Annotated in this window: 13 protein-coding genes and 1 pseudogene; 8 read left to right on the top strand and 6 right to left on the bottom strand. The window is 38.8% G+C overall.

Translation table 11 applies throughout. The features are described 5' to 3' along the window. The first annotated feature begins 642 nt into the window (after positions 1-642). The gene (locus G6N06_RS15360) at positions 643-2,181 is read left to right on the top strand and encodes a Fic family protein (RefSeq protein WP_163517670.1); all 1,539 of its coding nucleotides are present in this window, start codon (positions 643-645) and stop codon (positions 2,179-2,181) included. Between the two features lie 371 nt (positions 2,182-2,552). Here G6N06_RS15360 and G6N06_RS15355 read toward each other — a convergent pair whose 3' ends face one another. Beyond that, entirely contained in the window at positions 2,553-3,878 is a 1,326-nt protein-coding gene (locus tag G6N06_RS15355) for a Fic family protein (protein ID WP_163517669.1), read from the bottom strand. 188 nt (positions 3,879-4,066) lie between these two features. On the opposite strand from G6N06_RS15355, the pseudogene G6N06_RS20150 reads away from it, so the two are divergent. Together G6N06_RS20150 and G6N06_RS15345 are read left to right on the top strand one after the other, a co-directional pair. Beyond that, positions 4,067-4,249: pseudogene (locus G6N06_RS20150) on the top strand (transposase); the annotation flags it as partial. Between the two features lie 33 nt (positions 4,250-4,282). Continuing rightward, positions 4,283-4,450: a hypothetical protein gene (locus tag G6N06_RS15345; protein ID WP_240338081.1), complete on the top strand. Its 168-nt coding sequence runs from the start codon at positions 4,283-4,285 to the stop codon at positions 4,448-4,450. 74 nt (positions 4,451-4,524) lie between these two features. Here G6N06_RS15345 and G6N06_RS20145 read toward each other — a convergent pair whose 3' ends face one another. Further along, positions 4,525-4,710 carry a type I restriction enzyme endonuclease domain-containing protein gene (locus G6N06_RS20145; RefSeq protein ID WP_205334785.1) on the bottom strand — a complete coding sequence of 62 codons (186 nt, stop codon included), beginning with the start codon at positions 4,708-4,710 and terminating at the stop codon, positions 4,525-4,527. A 70-nt stretch (positions 4,711-4,780) separates the two neighbouring features. Continuing rightward, positions 4,781-6,190 (bottom strand): tRNA uridine-5-carboxymethylaminomethyl(34) synthesis GTPase MnmE, encoded by a 1,410-nt coding sequence (gene mnmE / locus G6N06_RS15335; protein ID WP_163517666.1) that lies wholly within the window; start codon positions 6,188-6,190, stop codon positions 4,781-4,783. A 143-nt stretch (positions 6,191-6,333) separates the two neighbouring features. Between mnmE and G6N06_RS15330 the strand changes: the two genes are divergently transcribed. Beyond that, the gene (locus G6N06_RS15330) at positions 6,334-7,479 is read left to right on the top strand and encodes a TlpA disulfide reductase family protein (RefSeq protein ID WP_163517665.1); all 1,146 of its coding nucleotides are present in this window, start codon (positions 6,334-6,336) and stop codon (positions 7,477-7,479) included. Positions 7,480-7,514: 35 nt separating this feature from the next. Here the strand turns inward: G6N06_RS15330 and G6N06_RS15325 are convergent, their stop codons facing one another. Next, positions 7,515-8,165, bottom strand: a complete 651-nt coding sequence (locus G6N06_RS15325; protein WP_163517664.1) for a rhomboid family intramembrane serine protease — start codon at positions 8,163-8,165, stop codon at positions 7,515-7,517. A 63-nt stretch (positions 8,166-8,228) separates the two neighbouring features. On the opposite strand from G6N06_RS15325, the gene G6N06_RS15320 reads away from it, so the two are divergent. Continuing rightward, a complete protein-coding gene (locus G6N06_RS15320) occupies positions 8,229-9,119 on the top strand; it encodes a lysophospholipid acyltransferase family protein (protein WP_163517663.1) in 891 nt (296 codons plus the stop codon). 158 nt (positions 9,120-9,277) lie between these two features. On the opposite strand, the gene G6N06_RS15315 is transcribed toward G6N06_RS15320, so the two are convergent. Both G6N06_RS15315 and glmM read right to left on the bottom strand, forming a co-directional pair. After that, positions 9,278-10,783, bottom strand: coding sequence for an aminotransferase class V-fold PLP-dependent enzyme (locus G6N06_RS15315; protein ID WP_163517662.1), 1,506 nt, complete (start codon positions 10,781-10,783; stop codon positions 9,278-9,280). A gap of 26 nt (positions 10,784-10,809) precedes the next feature. Then, complete coding sequence (gene glmM / locus G6N06_RS15310; RefSeq protein WP_163517661.1) at positions 10,810-12,198, bottom strand: phosphoglucosamine mutase; 1,389 nt, start codon at positions 12,196-12,198, stop codon at positions 10,810-10,812. 78 nt (positions 12,199-12,276) lie between these two features. Between glmM and G6N06_RS15305 the strand changes: the two genes are divergently transcribed. The 3 genes from G6N06_RS15305 (at position 12,277) to G6N06_RS15295 (ending at position 17,132) form a co-directional block, all read left to right on the top strand. After that, positions 12,277-12,882 carry an acyl carrier protein phosphodiesterase gene (locus tag G6N06_RS15305; protein WP_163517660.1) on the top strand — a complete coding sequence of 202 codons (606 nt, stop codon included), beginning with the start codon at positions 12,277-12,279 and terminating at the stop codon, positions 12,880-12,882. Between the two features lie 65 nt (positions 12,883-12,947). After that, positions 12,948-16,223, top strand: coding sequence for a S41 family peptidase (locus G6N06_RS15300; RefSeq protein ID WP_163517659.1), 3,276 nt, complete (start codon positions 12,948-12,950; stop codon positions 16,221-16,223). A gap of 186 nt (positions 16,224-16,409) precedes the next feature. Further along, positions 16,410-17,132 carry a hypothetical protein gene (locus tag G6N06_RS15295; RefSeq protein WP_163517658.1) on the top strand — a complete coding sequence of 241 codons (723 nt, stop codon included), beginning with the start codon at positions 16,410-16,412 and terminating at the stop codon, positions 17,130-17,132. The last annotated feature ends 173 nt before the right edge of the window (positions 17,133-17,305 follow it).

Below are 17,305 nucleotides of genomic sequence, written 5' to 3'. Positions count from 1 at the left end.
TTGTATTCGCAAGATTAAAATACACCTATAAACTTCCAAAGAAATTTTCAATTATGAAAAAGAAAAGTTTTTTTACCTCTAATTCACTCTTATTCAAGAAAAAGACAACTAAGGAAACAGGGATAAACCGATTTTATTTGCCGATGCAGTATTTTAAAACCTAACGTTTACAGGGGTTTGCAGAGATTATGTGGTACATATGTGACACAAAGTATGTTTTTAATGAGAAACTAAGGGATAATAAAATATCTGTGAAATTCAGAATTAAATTACATGATATGGAATTTATTGCGAAAATGATAAATTTTAAATATCAACTTCTTCACGCAACATCCTTCACATTATGACGAGGCGTTTTAGTTCTTTTTTGGTCTTTAATTCTATTATGCCCCATTTTTTTGGCTTCGAATTTCAAATTTGAGTCTAATGCGCAAAATTATAAAATTTAATTTTTTTTCCCAACTGGCTTAAATTGATTAAAATTTATTTTTACCTATTATTCCCAAATTTAATAGTTTTATACCTACTATTCCAAACTAATACCTATTTTTACAAAACCCGTTTTTCCAGAATCAAACATATTTTTACCTGTTTATACTGCAGAAAACCTGTTTTATCATCATAAAATTATAATTAGAAACTATGAAAACCACCAACATTTCAATTAAAATCGCTGTTTTCCGAGGTTTTCAAGCGCCAGAAACTGGCACTTTGGTGGGCTACGGCGCACTCATAGAAGCTTTTAATTTAGCAATGCCTTTACCCGAAACTTTATCTCTAATAAGCGAAAAAAGAAGAAGTTATCGCGAAAACGAATGGATCGTCTATTCGAACAAAACTCAATTTGAAGATACCCTTTATAAACATTTGGTTTTTGCCTTAAAAAATGAAGGAATTAACCTTTTATTTTTTAAGAAATTATTTGAAATCCTTCCAGAAAATGAGGTCGTAGAACTTTTGAGTATTGAAGGGACTGGACAGTATACACGCAAAATATGGTTCTTATATGAATGGCTTTTAGAAAAAGAATTACCGATACCTAATTTAGAAATTAAAAATTATGTGCCCTTAGTAGATGAAAAGCTACAATATACCTTAAGCCATGGAGCAAGATCATCCCGACATCGAATTATAAATAACTTGCCTGGAACAGTTGATTTTTGCCCTTTAATTCGTAAAACACCCAAACTTGAAAAATACCGCTCTGAAAACTTATCTGCTCAAAAAAACAACTATTTAAAGGGCATACGCAAAAGTGTTTTGCAAAGAGCTTCTGCATTTCTACTATTAAAGGACTCAAAAGCGTCTTTTACTATTGAAGGAGAGAGTCCAAAAAGCAAACGTGCAGCACGATGGGGACAAGCTATCGGGCAAGCTGGTATGCACAACTTAAGTCATGGCGAATTTGAACGCTTACAACAGATAGTCATTGAGAACACGCGTTTTGTAGAAATGGGTTACCGTAAAAAGGGAGGTTTTATTGGTGAACGCGATAGCGATTCATTCTCTCCTGTTCCAGATCATATCTCTGCTAAAACCGAAGATATAGAGCAATTAATGAACGGTCTAATTGCCACCAATAATTTATTATTAAATGATGAAACGGATGCAGTCTTGGCGGCAGCAGTGATTTCATTTGGTTTTGTTTTTATACATCCTTTTGTTGATGGTAATGGTCGTATCCATAGATATTTAATACATCATGTTTTATCAAAAAAGCATTTTTCAGATCAAGGCTTGATTTTTCCAGTCTCTGCTTCTATTTTGAACCATATAGCGGATTACCAAAAAGTATTGGAAAACTATTCGGCGCCGTTATTGGATTTTATGGAATGGAAAGAAACCCAAGACCACAATATAGAAGTAACCAACAACACCATAGATTTTTACAGATACTTTGATGCCACAAAACAAGCTGAATTTTTGTACGATTGCGTAAAAGACACCATCATTAATATCATCCCCAATGAAGTTACTTATTTGACTAAATATGAAGAATTCAAGTCGTATTTGGATAATATATTCGAAATGCCAGATGACATGGTTGCCTTATTGGTGAGGTTCTTGGAACAAAATAATGGCGCATTCTCAAATCGAGCCAAAGAAAAAGAATTCAAGCAACTATCCACTGCTGAAATAGCTGATATAGAAGAAAATTATAAATTGATTTTTGCAAATTGATTTGATTGGGAAGTTCTTATAATTTCATAAAATCTGAAATTTAACTAGTACCATATTTTCAGTCGAAGTCCAACCTACCTCCTATTCCTCATAAAATTCTCAGCCTGTTGGTTCCAACGGATTCTTATAAACCGCATCCATCGTCACCTGTGGATACTCAAATTCCAATTTACCGATGATATTCATCTTTAATTCGGCTTTAACATCGTTAAGCTCAATCCAATCGGTATCATAAACCGAAGTTGTTCATTTTTTTAGTATGTTCATTATTCATGAACAGCCATTTATTGTGAAAAATCATACCGAATAATTCGCAATTGAAGACCAATCCGGTTTTAATTACTATATTATAAATTCGGTATCTATCCGAATTAGTTAAATGCTTTACCTTTTTCAGTTAAATAATATTTCTGTTTATGACTGGTCGGCTTATCGGGAATCGTAAGTGATACTAGCCCCATCTCAATTGACGGATTTAAATAATTTATTCTGAAATTTTTTCTATCTGTTAACCCTAATTTTGCTTGTAACTCACTTCTATTATGAATTCCAGTAAATACTTTTAAAAGCTCTTTAACTTGGGGGGTGACTTGGGGGGTGACTTGGGGGGTGACTTGGGGGGTATCTTGCATGGAAGGCAATGTAATTCTTAAAAAATTATCAGAAAACTGAAAAACATCCTTGTTGTAAGCCTGCAAAATTCTCGGAACCCCTGAACCTAATTGCTCTACCAAATCCAAGTCCTTAAAAATGCGCATGAGTTCTTTGTTTCGAGGAATAGAAAAACCTTCAAAAAATTCATCTTTAGAAAGTCCCTCGGGTAAACCGCCATTAGAGGTTATTTCTAAACGATTATCAAACAGCTCAAACTTAGGTGCCAACTCTTTTGTATAATCATTATGTACAAACGCATTAACGACAGCTTCTCTAAGTGCAATTTCATTCCATAAACGTTTTTCCTGACGTTCCTTTGCAGTGATTTTAGTTAGCGTTTTGTTTTCTAAATTTAATTTATCAAGTACTTGCTGTGTTGCTTTTATAATAGATTCATAGCCATATTCATTGCTCTCACTTAAATCCACACGATCCATCCCATTATACCGTGCTACTTTCACTGAAATAGTGTTCACGTCGTTCAGCAAATAAGCTACATAATTATAGCTATGGTCTTCGGTAAGTAGTTCTAGGTTTTTTGCAAATTGGTCATTGAGTACTTTGCCTATACCTTGATAGTAAATATTCAACTGCTGAAAATTAAGCTCTTGCTTTTTTGATTTTATATTACTGATGGAATGGCGTGTCCGTTTTGCAAAGAGCTGTTCAATTTGTCGTGTTGGCATAGGCTCTGAAGAACTGCCTACTCTAATAAAAGCGCCTTTTTCAGATAAGCCGTATCTTTTAATATAATACGGTTTTTCATACCCTCCCGCCACAATAAGTTTTATGATATCTTTTTCTTCTTTACCTTCTACAACCAAATCAAAAAGTCCCATGCACGACGGAAGAATGTTATTTTTCAATCGATCTTTAATAAGCAATTGGTCATGATCTACATCATTTAATCCTACTGGATTTCCTATCTTATCAATGCCAATATAAATAATACCACCCTCATTAGAATTTAGAAATGCAACCACTTCCCTTTCTAGCTCTGGCGTTACTTGTTGTTTGTATTCTATATGTTTGTTCTCAGGCATGTATTAAGGCTTTTAATTTATTGGCCATAGATTAGGTCTAAAACCCTGCAGTTTTATTGCAACCCTTTAGTAATACGAAAAAATCTATTCATTCGCATCTATGAGTTCAAATATAAGAAAAGGTTCACATACATTTTACCCGAATGACCTGTCATATAGTTTGGTCTACCTAGTATAGGCATAAAGTTTTGACCGGAGATATTCAGGTTAGAAGTCGAGAATTCTTAATCCAAATTTGGGAGGCACAAGGTATTGAGATATTGAAAAGTGCAGTCAGTTCAGGCCATGTCCATACGCATATATAATGTATTACCAAACTCAACATGACTTCGATAGTGAAAAGCCTGAAAGATCGTTCGTCTTGCATGCTTCAACAAGAGTTTCCCTCTTTTGAAAAACGATATTTGGAGAATCATTTTTGGGCCACCGACATGGTTGCCTTATTGGTGAGGTTCTTAGAACAAAATAATGGCGCATTCTCAAATCGAGCCAAAGAAAAAGAATTCAAGCAACTATCACCTCCTGAAATAGCTGCTATTGAAGAAAATTATAAATTGATTTTTGCAAATTGATTTGATTGGGAAGTTCTTATAACTTCATAAAATCTGAAATTTAAATAGTACCATATTTTCAGTCGAAATCCAACCTACCTCCTATTCCTCATAAAATTCTCAGCCTGTTCCAATACTTTTTTATAAACGGCCTCCATCGTAACTGGTGGATATCCAAATTCAGCCAATTTAACGATGATATCCATCTTCAATTCGGCTTTGATATCTTCTCTATCACTCCAATCCGTGTACGTCGTCTTAAAGTCTACAATGGCTTTAATCGCTTTTGCTAATTATAAAACTATATTGGTTTTAATTTTAAGCAAAACAAAAAAAATCAAGAAACCAATTTTACTTCCCGATGCAAAAATTCGCAAAAATATTGCCCAACAGATCATCATTCGTGATCTCCCCTGTGATCTCTCCAAAGTGGTACAGCGCCTGACGGATGTCAATAGCCAGCAAATCGCCCGAGAGTTCTGAATCCAAACCGTATTTTACTTTTTGGATTTCTTCAAAGGCTTTCAGCAGCGCATCATAATGTCTGGTGTTGGTGATGATGGTTTCATTGTTTCTGAGTGCTCCCGTATTGATAAGATTCAATAAGGTATCGGTCAACTGCTCCACGCCAAATCTGGTTTTGGCAGAAATTGGGATAAGGTGTGAGGTGTGAGGCGCAAGATGCGTGGTAATATTGGCAAGCTCGGTATCAGAAATCTGATCGATTTTATTAAGCACGACCAATAATTGCTTCTGCGGAAACTGGTTCTTTATTTTTTCAATTTCAACGATAAAGGATCGGATCGCCTCATTGCCTTGGGCTAGCTGACCACTCCCAATTAGAAATAACACCACTTGAGCTTGCTCAATCTTTTCAAAAGTTTTCTTGATGCCAATACTCTCGACAACATCTTCAGTGTCGCGGATCCCTGCCGTATCAATAAATCGGAAGCTCATCCCACCTATGACCATTTCATCTTCAATCGTATCTCTTGTAGTACCAGCAATATCAGAAACGATGGCACGTTCTTCATTTAAAAGCGCGTTGAGTAAAGTCGATTTTCCAACATTGGGTTCGCCAACAATGGCCACGGGGATACCATTTTTGATGACATTCCCTACCGAAAAAGAATCAATCAGTCGTTTTAACACATGGATAATCCGGTTCACCAAGTTATAAAACTCATCACGATTGGCAAATTCGACATCCTCTTCCGCAAAATCGAGCTCGAGCTCAATCAAACTGGCAAAATTAAGCAGTTCGTCACGCAGATGTTTGATCTCATTGCTAAACCCACCGCGCATTTGTTGCATGGCTATTTTATGGGAGGCTTCATTATCACTGGCAATCAAATCGGCCACGGCCTCGGCCTGGCTCAAATCAAGTTTTCCGTTTAAAAATGCCCGTAAAGTATATTCTCCAGCATTGGCCATGCGGCAGCCATTCTTTAAGAACAATTGAATGATTTCCTGTTGGATATAAAGACTTCCATGACAAGAAATCTCAATCACATCTTCCCCGGTGTAAGAATGTGGATTCTTAAAAATGGTCACCAAAACTTCATCAATAACTCTGGGATGATCAACAATATGACCTAAATGTACCGTATGGGATTTCTGTTCCGATAAGGATTTACCGGAAACAGATCTGAAAAATCGAGACCCAATCGCAATAGCATCTTTTCCAGAAAGTCGGATCACCGCAATGGCTCCAGTTCCAGAAGCTGTGGCCAAGGCCACAATAGTATCATTAGCAATCATAACTGTAACATTTTCCTGCAAAAATATCGTAAATATGCCATCTTTAAGAGGAAATGTTCAATTTCTTAAGCTTTATGGTGCGCTCTTAAACGTCGCAATCTATATATCTTCTTATATTAGCGAACATTTAAAAATATACCCCCATGAAAAAAGTCCTTCTTCTTTTACTCCTTTCCATACTAGTAATCTCATGCAAATCGGATCCAAAGGATGAAAATGGCGGTTATACCATCAGTGGAACAGCTCCCGGAGTTGTTAACGGAATCAGGGCCTATCTAAAAACGGTCGATAGCCAACAACGTGAAATCATCCAGGATTCCGCCATTATCGTAGATGAAAAATTCACAATTAAAGGCGAAATAGATTCACCACAACTTTGGCATTTGACTATTAATAGTGTGAGAGGTAGTTTGCCGATGATTATTGAAAATAAAAAATACACCATTTCTGTAGATCCAGAACAACTGGGGAATTCAACGATAACAGGTTCAGAATCCAACAACGCGCTGTCCACGTATCTACGTCAAATTCAAGAGTTGACCATGAAGCGCAATGGCTTACTTGAAGAAAATAAAGCTTTCGTGAATTCTGAAGACAGGTCTGCAATGGCCCGCATGGCTACTCAAATTAAAGCAATCAATCAGCAAATAGCTGATTATCCGAAGAAGTTTATAAACGAACATCCTGATAATTATTTTTCGTTAATGCTGTTGGAGTCGCTAATTGCAGCGCCTAACACCGATCTTGATTTTATTGAGAAGAAATTCAATGCGTTGCCATCTGATCTTAAATCGTCAGATTATGGCAAGACTATAGGTAGTCAATTGGAGGGTAAAAAGCTGGAAATAGCGCAATTTAACGCCCTAAATATTGGTAAAGTGGCTCCTGATTTTTCAGCACCAACTCCTGAGGGAAACCTTCTTGCGCTAAGCGATATTAGAGGCAAGGTAACCATTATCGATTTTTGGGCCTCTTGGTGCGGACCTTGTAGAAAGGAAAACCCGAATGTGGTCAAAGTATTTCAAAAATATCATGATAAAGGCCTGGAAATTATCAATGTTTCTTTGGACCGACCGGGGCATAAAGATCGATGGTTAAAAGCAATCAAAGACGACAATCTGACCTGGCACCACGTCTCAAACCTTAATTATTTTAATGATCCTATCGCGAAATTGTATAATATAAGATCTATTCCTGCGACGTATATTCTGGATGAGTCCGGACAAATTGTAGCCAAAAACCTTAGAGGCAAGGCTTTGGATGACAAGATTGGAGAACTTCTAAAATAGCGTGTTCAAAAACGAAATTCTCAGGGACGAAACAATTATATTTTCCCCGTTTTGTGCATCACAAATAAAATGACAATTGGAATGGCCAGCAGACCAACCATGAGTAAATCGGTTTGAAAAAGTGAAGGCATAAGGATCAATGTAACCACAAAACCACCAATGGCGCCACCAAAATGTGCATCATGACCAATATTGCCCAATTGATTTTTCATTCCGTAAATAGAATATAGCAAATATAAGATACCAAAAACGTAGGCCGGAATTGGTAACGGAATGAACATAATGCCCAACTGCATGGATGGTTCCAACAAAATTGCCGAATACAATACACCCGTAACCGCACCACTGGCACCTACCGCACTGTAATGATATTCATCTTTGTGGAAATAAAGAGACAACAGATTACCTAAAATTAAACTGGCAATGTAGATGATCAAAAAATGTACGGTTCCTAAGTAGGCAATCACTACTGGAGCAAAGAAATACAGCGTAAACATATTGAAGAAAAGGTGCATCGTATCTACATGCAAAAAACCGGAACTGAAAACTCTAATTTTTTCGCCCCGTCTAATTCCGCCAACGTTGAATTTATAGCGTTCAAAAAAACCACGATCGCTAAATCCTTTAAATGATAGAATGACATTTGCTACAATGACTACAATGGTCACCAAATCTAAATTACCCATAAACTCCAAACGTATTATTTATATTAAAGCATATCTTTGCAGCTGCAAATCTAATATTAAAAAATGCAATTTCTCGTCTACATCTTAGTTTATCCACTTATTTGGCTGATATCAATCCTTCCATTTCGATTGCTCTATGCCCTTTCTGATGGACTATACATTATTATATACAAACTTGTGGGCTATCGAAAAAAAGTGGTTCAGAATAATCTAAGATTGGTTTTTCCTGAGAAACCAGAAACTGAAATAAACGACATCACCGAGAAATTTTACCATCATTTTTGTGATATGATGGTTGAAGCGATTAAATCTTTGACCATTTCTGAAGAATCCATGAGAAAACGCTTGAAGTTTACAAACGTGGAACTCCTTACCGATCTGGGAAAGCAAAACCGAAGCATTGTTTTGATGTGTGGACATTATGGTAGTTGGGAATGGATCTTTATTTTACAAACCTACCTTGAGCATAAAGGATATGCAGTTTACAGCCGATTGAGCAATAAGTATTTTGACCGCTTGGTAAAACGGATCCGTGCCAAATACAACAGCACATTAATTACTACAAAAGAAACGGTTCCTACTTTGACCAAATCAAAGTTAGACGGCGAGTTGACGATTAACGGGTTTGTTTCGGACCAATCCCCTCAGGTAGAAAGAGCATATCACTGGAATGAATTTATGGGTATTAAAGTCCCAATCCATACCGGAGCGGAGATGTTGGCGAAACGATTGGATATGTCCGTGGTCTTCTTTAGAGTCAAACGTCTTAAACGCGGTTATTACGAGACGACGTTTGAAATGTTGGCGCACGATCCAAACGAGTATCCGAATTACGAGATTTCGGACATGTTTACTAAAAAGGTCGAGAAACAAATCCACGAGGCACCACAATACTATCTGTGGACGCACCGACGTTGGAAGCATAGAGATAAAGTTCCTGCGGAATTTCAGTAAAACATTAGCAATAACCTCTCGCAACTGTTTTCTCGCAGAGGCGTGGAGACGCTAAGCGTTGTGACAGGTTTGTGAAATAGTGATCTAAAAAAATCAGTGGAAATCAGTTCAATCCGCGTTACCCGCCTGAACGGACGGGCAGGTCAGCGTTCCATCAATCACATTTCAAACCAATCATCCACCGGAAGCTCATACTTATCCTCCACTAAAGTCGATTTATGAACAAACTCGTTGGTTGCCGGAATATACTGATACTCCTTAGCCCAATCCTTATGGTGTTCGGCAAGTTCTTTTAAACTATCACAAACATAAACTGTTTCTTCAGTAGTCGTGGTCGGATGAATAGACATTCGGATCCAACCTGGTTTACGGGTCAATTCACCCAAAGAAATTTCTTGGGTCAAGGCATTTGAAGTCTCCATATCCACATGCAGTAAGAAGTGTCCATAAGTACCTGCACAACTGCATCCCCCACGTGTTTGAATCCCAAAGCGATCGTTTAATATTTTGACACCCAAATTATAATGTAAATCATCAATATAGAAAGATATCACTCCCAATCGATCTTGATGCTGACCGGCAAGAATATTGATGTTTTCAACAGGTTTCAGTTCAGCGAAAATATATTCAATAATTTCATGCTCTCGCTCCAAAATTTTATCCACACCCATTTGTTCTTTGAGCTTAATGGCCAAGGCTGTTTTAATGGTTTGCAAGAAACCTGGTGTTCCGCCATCTTCCCGATCTTCAATATTATCAATATACTTGTGTTCCCCCCACGGATTGGTCCAACTTACGGTACCACCTCCCGGGCTATCAGGAATCATGTTTTTATACAGTTTTTTGTTGAAGATCAAGACACCAGATGTGCCTGGTCCTCCAATAAATTTGTGCGGTGAAAAGAAAATGGCATCCAATGCCTGTTCTTCATCTTCTGGATGCATATCAATATCCACATAAGGGGCTGAGCAGGCAAAATCAACAAAACACACCCCGCCATTTTGGTGCATCACTTTAGCAATATCGTGATACGGTGTTTGGATTCCTGTCACATTTGAGCCGCCTACAACCGAGGCTATTTTGATCGGACGATCCTTATACTGTTCAAGAAGCGTCTTGAAATTTTCCATGCAGAACAAACCATCTTCTCCTGGAGGGATGACTTCAACTTTTGCAATGGTTTCCAACCATGAGGTTTGATTAGAATGATGTTCCATATGGGTGATAAACACCACTGGTTTCATGGCATCAGGAACTATAGTATGCTTTCTCATGTTTTCAGGCACTTTCAAGCCCAAAATCCGTTGAAACTTATTAATAGCTTCGGTCATGCCACTACCACAACAAATCAGTACATCATCATCGTTGCTATTTACATGCTCTTTAATAATGTGTTTTGCCTTATGATAAGCCTTGGTCATAGCCGTCCCGGAAACTGTGGTCTCGGTATGTGTATTGGCCACGTACGGACCAAATACATTAATCAATTTCTCTTCAATAGGTCTATATAAACGTCCGGAAGCTGTCCAATCGGTATAAACGATTTTCTGCTTCCCATAAGGTGTCAAAAATTCTTGATCAATCCCAATAATATGTTGCCTGAACTGTTGAAAGTAACGTTCTAGTTCGGTAGTTTTTTTATTGGATATTTCGGTGGTTATCATGGTATTAAATTTACACGGTAAAGGTACTAAATATTTGCGACAGCTTTAATTTCGGAAATGATCTTATCCGCAAGACCGTCGGCTTCATCCTGTGAGGGTGCTTCTGTATAGATCCTGATAATTGGCTCCGTATTACTCTTGCGTAAATGGACCCAACTTTCGCTAAAGTCTATTTTAACACCGTCAATAGTCGTTAGTTTTTCGTTTTTATAGCGTTCTTCCATCGCTTTTAAAATCCCATCTACATCCAAACCTGGTGATAAATCGATTTTTTTCTTACCCATAAAATAGTTTGGATAGGTTCCTCTAAGTGCACTTGTGGTCATTCCTTTTTCTGCCAACAGACTTAAAAACAAAGCGACACCAACCAGCGCATCACGGCCATAATGCAGCTCTGGATAAATAATACCGCCATTCCCTTCGCCACCAATAATAGCATTGTTTTTTTTCATCAATTCTACGACGTTTACCTCGCCCACTGCACTGGCCTCATAACTACCGCCATGTTTTTCTGTTATATCTCTTAAAGCTCTTGTAGAACTCATATTACTTACCGTATTGCCTGGAGTTTTGCTCAACACGTAATCCGCACAGGCAACCAAAGTATATTCCTCACCAAACATATCCCCATTTTCATCCACAAAGGCCAAACGGTCAACGTCAGGATCTACCGCAATACCAAAATGCGCTTGCTCATTGACAACCATCGCCGATAAATCCTGTAGATGCTCCTTTAAAGGTTCTGGATTATGCGGAAAATGGCCTGTAGGTTCACAATACAATTTTACGGCCTCCACACCCAAACGTTCCAATAATAAAGGGATAATAATGCCTCCAGAAGAATTGACCCCATCTACAACCACTTTAAATTTGGCCTCTTTAATCGCCTTTTTGTTCACCAACGGCATTTTTAGAACTTCGTCAATATGGATGTCCATATAAGCTTCATTTTTTGTGATTTTCCCAAGATTATCCACTTCTGCGAAAGTCATTTGATCGGCTTCGGCTATTTCCAAAATCCGCGCCCCTTCAGCAGCATTCAAAAACTCACCTTTGGCATTTAGCAACTTAAGGGCGTTCCATTGTTTTGGATTATGGCTGGCCGTTAAAATTATGCCACCATCGGCATGCTCCATTGGCACGGCAACCTCAACCGTTGGAGTGGTTGACAATCCGAGATCGATAACGTGGATGCCCAGACCCACCAAGGTATTCATCACCAAGTTCTGGATCATTTCACCAGAAATCCGTGCATCACGCCCTACCACCACGCGGTAGTTTTCTTTATTTCGTTGTTCCTTTAACCAGATTCCATAAGCAGATGCAAATTTAACAGCATCAATAGGCGTCAAATTATCGCCTACTTTACCTCCAATAGTGCCTCGTATTCCTGAAATTGATTTGATGAGTGTCATATCTTTATTTTTTAAATGAAAAACAAATATACAATTACAAAATCGGAAATCTAAAAAGCAATTCCGTAAATTAGACCAATGAATTTTTTAGCCCACATTTATCTTTCCGGAGACAACGATTTAATTACCATTGGCAATTTCATGGCAGATGGTATCAAAGGGAAACGCTACAAAAAGTATCCCATCGAAATTCAAATAGGCATTCTCCTCCATCGCGAAATTGATACGTTTACTGATGCACACCCTACCGTAAGAAAAAGCACCAAACGCTTGCACAAAAACTATAGCCATTACAGTGGTGTGATCGTGGATATTTTATATGATCATTTTTTGGCCAAAAACTGGGCAGACTACTCTTCAATTCCACTAGATGTTTATGTGGATCGTTTTTACGAATCATTGAAAACACACGCCGAATTTTTACCTGCGCGCATGCAAAAGATGGTGCCTTACATGATAGCGGGAAATTGGCTGTTGAATTATGCGCAAATTGAAGGCATCCAAAATGTTTTGAACGGTATGAATAGACGAACCAACAATATCTCAGGGATGGATCAGGCCACCAATGAGCTCAAGGAATTTTATCATGAATTTGAAGCCGAGTTTACGAGTTTCTTTGAAGAACTGCGTCTGTTTTCTGGTGAAAAACTAACATACTTGAAACAGATGCACAATTTGGAATAGTCTGCCAATAATATAAAACCATAAAATTTGTACATTTAAAGATGATTTTTAACACCAACGCCATTATGAAAAATTTCCTTATTTTCTCCGCCTTGTTTTTTTCACTTTCGATATTTTCCCAAGGCACCCAACTGCTGAGACAGCCCACAATTTCAAAAACTGAAGTCGTTTTTATTTATGCCAACGATTTGTGGAAAGCACCTCTAAATGGCGGCACAGCAATTCGGATGACCAGTGGCGAAGGCTACGAATCCAATCCTCATTTTTCCAAGGATGGTAAAACCATAGCCTTTACGGCGGAATATGATGGCAATACCGATGTGTATATTATACCTTCTGAAGGAGGTGAACCAAAACGCATCACCTTTCATCCTGATGGCGACTATGTTGAAGGATGGACGCCAGATAACAAGATTCTCTTCCGTTCTGGTCGAGAAAGCAAACCTACGGCAACCACAAAACTTTATACCGTTGGAACAGATGGCAGTTTTCCAGAAGCTTTAGACCTGCAAAGGGCAGCCTACGGCGATATTTCTGCAGATGGAAAATATATTGCTTATACGCCAATCACCTCTTGGGATCCTGAATGGCGAAATTATCGCGGCGGACAGGCCATGCCTATCTGGATTGTCGATTTGGAAACAAAAGAACTGATTACGACACCACAACTGGATAAGGAACGTCATTTAGATCCGATATGGTTAAACGGTGTGGTTTATTATTTATCAGAACGTGATTATACCAGTAATATTTGGTCCTTCGATCCGAAAACCAAAACGGAAAAACAAATCACCTTCCATAAAAAATTTGACGTCAAAAGTCTAAGTGCCAATGAAGACCAAATTGTTTATGAGCAAGGTGGTTTCCTCCATCTGGTCAATGTGGAAACTTTGGCTACCAAACAATTGAATATAACCGCAACGGGCGACTTGAATTTTGCGAGACCACGTTGGGAAGACGTTTCCGCAAATAGGTTAAGCAATCCGCAAATTTCACCAAAGGGCATGCGTGCTGTTTTTGAGCATCGTGGTGACATTTTTACAGTTCCGAAAGAACATGGTACTTGGCGCAATCTCACCAATACCTCAGGAGTAGCCGACCGCAGTCCCATCTGGTCTCCCAAAGGTGATAAAATAGCTTGGTTTTCTGATTCCAGTGGGAATTACAAATTGGTTGTGGCCGATCAGGATGGTAACAATCAAGAGGAAATCACTTTACCCAATGCCACGTTTTTCTTTAAACCTGAATGGTCCAATGATGGCAAATACATTGCGTATACCGACACCGATTATAATATCTGGGTGCTAAATTTAGATACTAAAAAAGCCGTTAAGGCAGATACGGATCGGTACGCCCACCCTGAACGTTCCATGAATCCTGTTTGGTCTCCGGACAGTAAATGGATTGCCTATGCCAAACAATTGGAAAGCCATTTCAAGGCTATTTTTGCTTATAATGTTGAAACCAACGAAAAAATCCAAATTACGGATGGCATGGCTGATGCCATAACGCCAGTTTGGGATGCCTCTGGAAAGTATATTTTCACTTTGGCAAGTACCAATTATGGACTCACTTCAGGTTGGCTGGATATGAGTTCTTATGATGTGAATGTGACCCGCGGGCTGTATGCCATCGTTTTGAACAGTAAAGATGATGCGCCCATCCTTCCAAAAACAGATGAGGAGAATTCCAAAAAACAGGACGATAAATCAGAGGATAAAAAAGATAGCAAAAAGAAAAAAGAGGATTCCAAAGAACAAGATAAAGCAGCCGAGATACCAAAAATTGTCATCGACAAGGAGAATATTTTCAATCGAACCGTACCTCTTCAGTTCAAAGAGGGCAACTATGTTAGCTTGATAAAAGGTCCAAAGAACATCGTTTTTGTTGCAGAGTCAATTCAGGATGAATCCGGACAGAAAATACACAGTTATAGCTTAGCTGATGGAAAAGCGACGGATTATGCGAAAAACATTTCAGAGATGGTCGTTTCTGCAGATCGTGAAAATGCCTTGATCAGACAAAACAATAACTGGAGCATTGTCAACACTTCAAAACCTCCAAAAGACGAGGAAAAACTCAAAATGGATCTTAAAATAAAAGTAGATCCCAAAGAGGAATACCATCAAATGTTCAAGGAAGGCTGGCGTTATATGCGTGATTTCCTTTATGTAAATAACGTCCATGGCGCCCCTTGGGATGAGATTTATGAATGGTATGCGCCGTGGATTGACCATGTACGCCACAGAACAGATTTGAACTATGTGATCGACATTATGAGTGGCGAGGTATCCATTGGACACTCCTACGTATCTGGTGGCGATATGCCCAAAATCGATCGTGTGCCAGTAGGACTGTTAGGTTGCGATTTTCAATGGACAACAGATGGCTATCGCATTAGTAAAATCTACACTGGTGAAACTTGGAATCCAGATACCTATTCGCCTTTAGGTTTAACGGGTATAAACGTGAACGAAGGTGATTATATCATTTCCATCAATGGTAAAACGGTGAGTCCAAATGAGAATATTTACAGTCTATTGGAACAAACTGCTAACCGGGAAATCACGATTGAAGTCAACAGTAAACCAATAAAAACAGGCGCCAAATCATTTTTGGTAAAGCCTGTAGCCAATGAAAGAAGTTTGCGTTATGTAGATTGGGTGGAAGGCAACCGTAAAAAAGTTGATGAACTCTCCGATGGCAAATTAGCTTATGTGTATGTCCCTAATACAAGCCAAGGCGGGTATGAATCCTTCAACAGGTATTATTTCGCACAACAGGATAAAAAAGGTGTTATTATTGACGAGCGCAATAATGGGGGCGGATCAGCGGCAGATTATATGATTGACATCATGTCTCGTGAGCTCTTTGGCTATTTCAACAGTAAAACCAATGACAACCGACCATGGACCACTCCCATGGCAGGTATTTGGGGCCCAAAAGTGATGTTGATCAATGAACGTGCAGGTTCTGGAGGCGATTTGCTACCTTATATGTTTAAAGCTAAAAAAATCGGACCGTTGATTGGCACCAGAACTTGGGGCGGATTAGTGGGTACCTGGGATACCCCACCTTTTATTGACGGCGGACGCATAGTGGCACCACGTGGCGGCTTTTACGATGTCAATGGCGAATGGGCAGTTGAAGGCGAAGGCGTTGCCCCAGACATTGAGGTGATTCAGGAACCAAAATTAAGCATGAACGGAAGGGATCCGCAATTGGAACGTGGCGTCAAGGAAGCCTTAAAACTTCTGGAAATCCAAGAGTTTGAAATGAAACCAGAGCCGAAGGCACCGGTGAGATGGAAACGACCTGCGGGGTATGAAAATGAAAATTAGGGGCTGTTATGCAGAGTTACGCAGACCTCTGTCTGCCGGTGAAACAGGAGGTTTACAGTGTTGCGCTGAGTTTTATTTCAATCTACCAGTAGTTTTTTTAATCTCCGTGTAGCTCTGTGTTTCTCCGCGAATCTCTGTGTCACAACCCCGTGAAATACTTATCTTCGCAAATAAAATCCACATCAATTGGCTAAACCAAAAAAAGTATTAAAAATTATCGCTGGGGTGATCGTGTTTTTCACACTTCCCACCCTACTCTTCTTCGGTTTTTTGTATTTGAAATACAATGAAGATTTACCTGAAGGAATAAAAGGCGAACGAGCAGACGTGTTGGCAACCAAAATGCTCAATGCTTTAGATCATGAAGCTTACGAGAATACAAACTATATAGAATGGACTTTCGATAAACGTCATCACTATAAATGGAACAAAGCCGATAACACCTGTCAAGTCTATTGGAAAACCTATCGCGTGGATTTAGATTTGAACGATCCATCCAAAAGTGAAGCGTTTCATAACGAAGAAAAAGTTGACAAGGAATCTTCTAAAAAGCTCATCGAAAAAGCGGTCTCCAACTTTAATAACGATTCGTTTTGGCTGGTTGCACCTTACAAAGTGTTTGATCCTGACACAGAACGGCGTATAGTAACTTTGGAAGATGGATCAGAAAGTCTTTTAGTAACTTATACTTCAGGTGGAACGACTCCTGGAGATTCGTATTTATGGCATTTGGATGCTTCAGGAAAACCTACAAGTTTCCAAATGTGGGTAGATATACTGCCCATCGACGGATTGGAAGCCACATGGAGCGATTGGACTATTACGGAAAGTGGCGCGCAATTGCCAAGCTTTCATAAGTTTATGGTCTTTGGATTGGAGATCACGGACTTGGTAGGAAAAGAAAAGTGATCCTCTTTAAGTCGGATGGAAAATGTCCCGCAGATTTGCTTCGCCAGTTCGCTATCGCTCGGGTCGCAGATTTTCGCAGATGGCTTTGATTTTGACACTGAATCGACATTGAAATTTTTGATTTGCCTATAGAAGACATTCGATTTTCAAAAGTTATAACGCAAAGAAAACCT

The organism is Gelidibacter japonicus (genome assembly GCF_010725055.1).
Lineage (GTDB): Bacteria > Bacteroidota > Bacteroidia > Flavobacteriales > Flavobacteriaceae > Gelidibacter > Gelidibacter japonicus.
The sequence above is the reverse complement of the archived record's forward strand: the minus strand, read 5'-3'. Positions and strand labels throughout refer to the sequence as shown.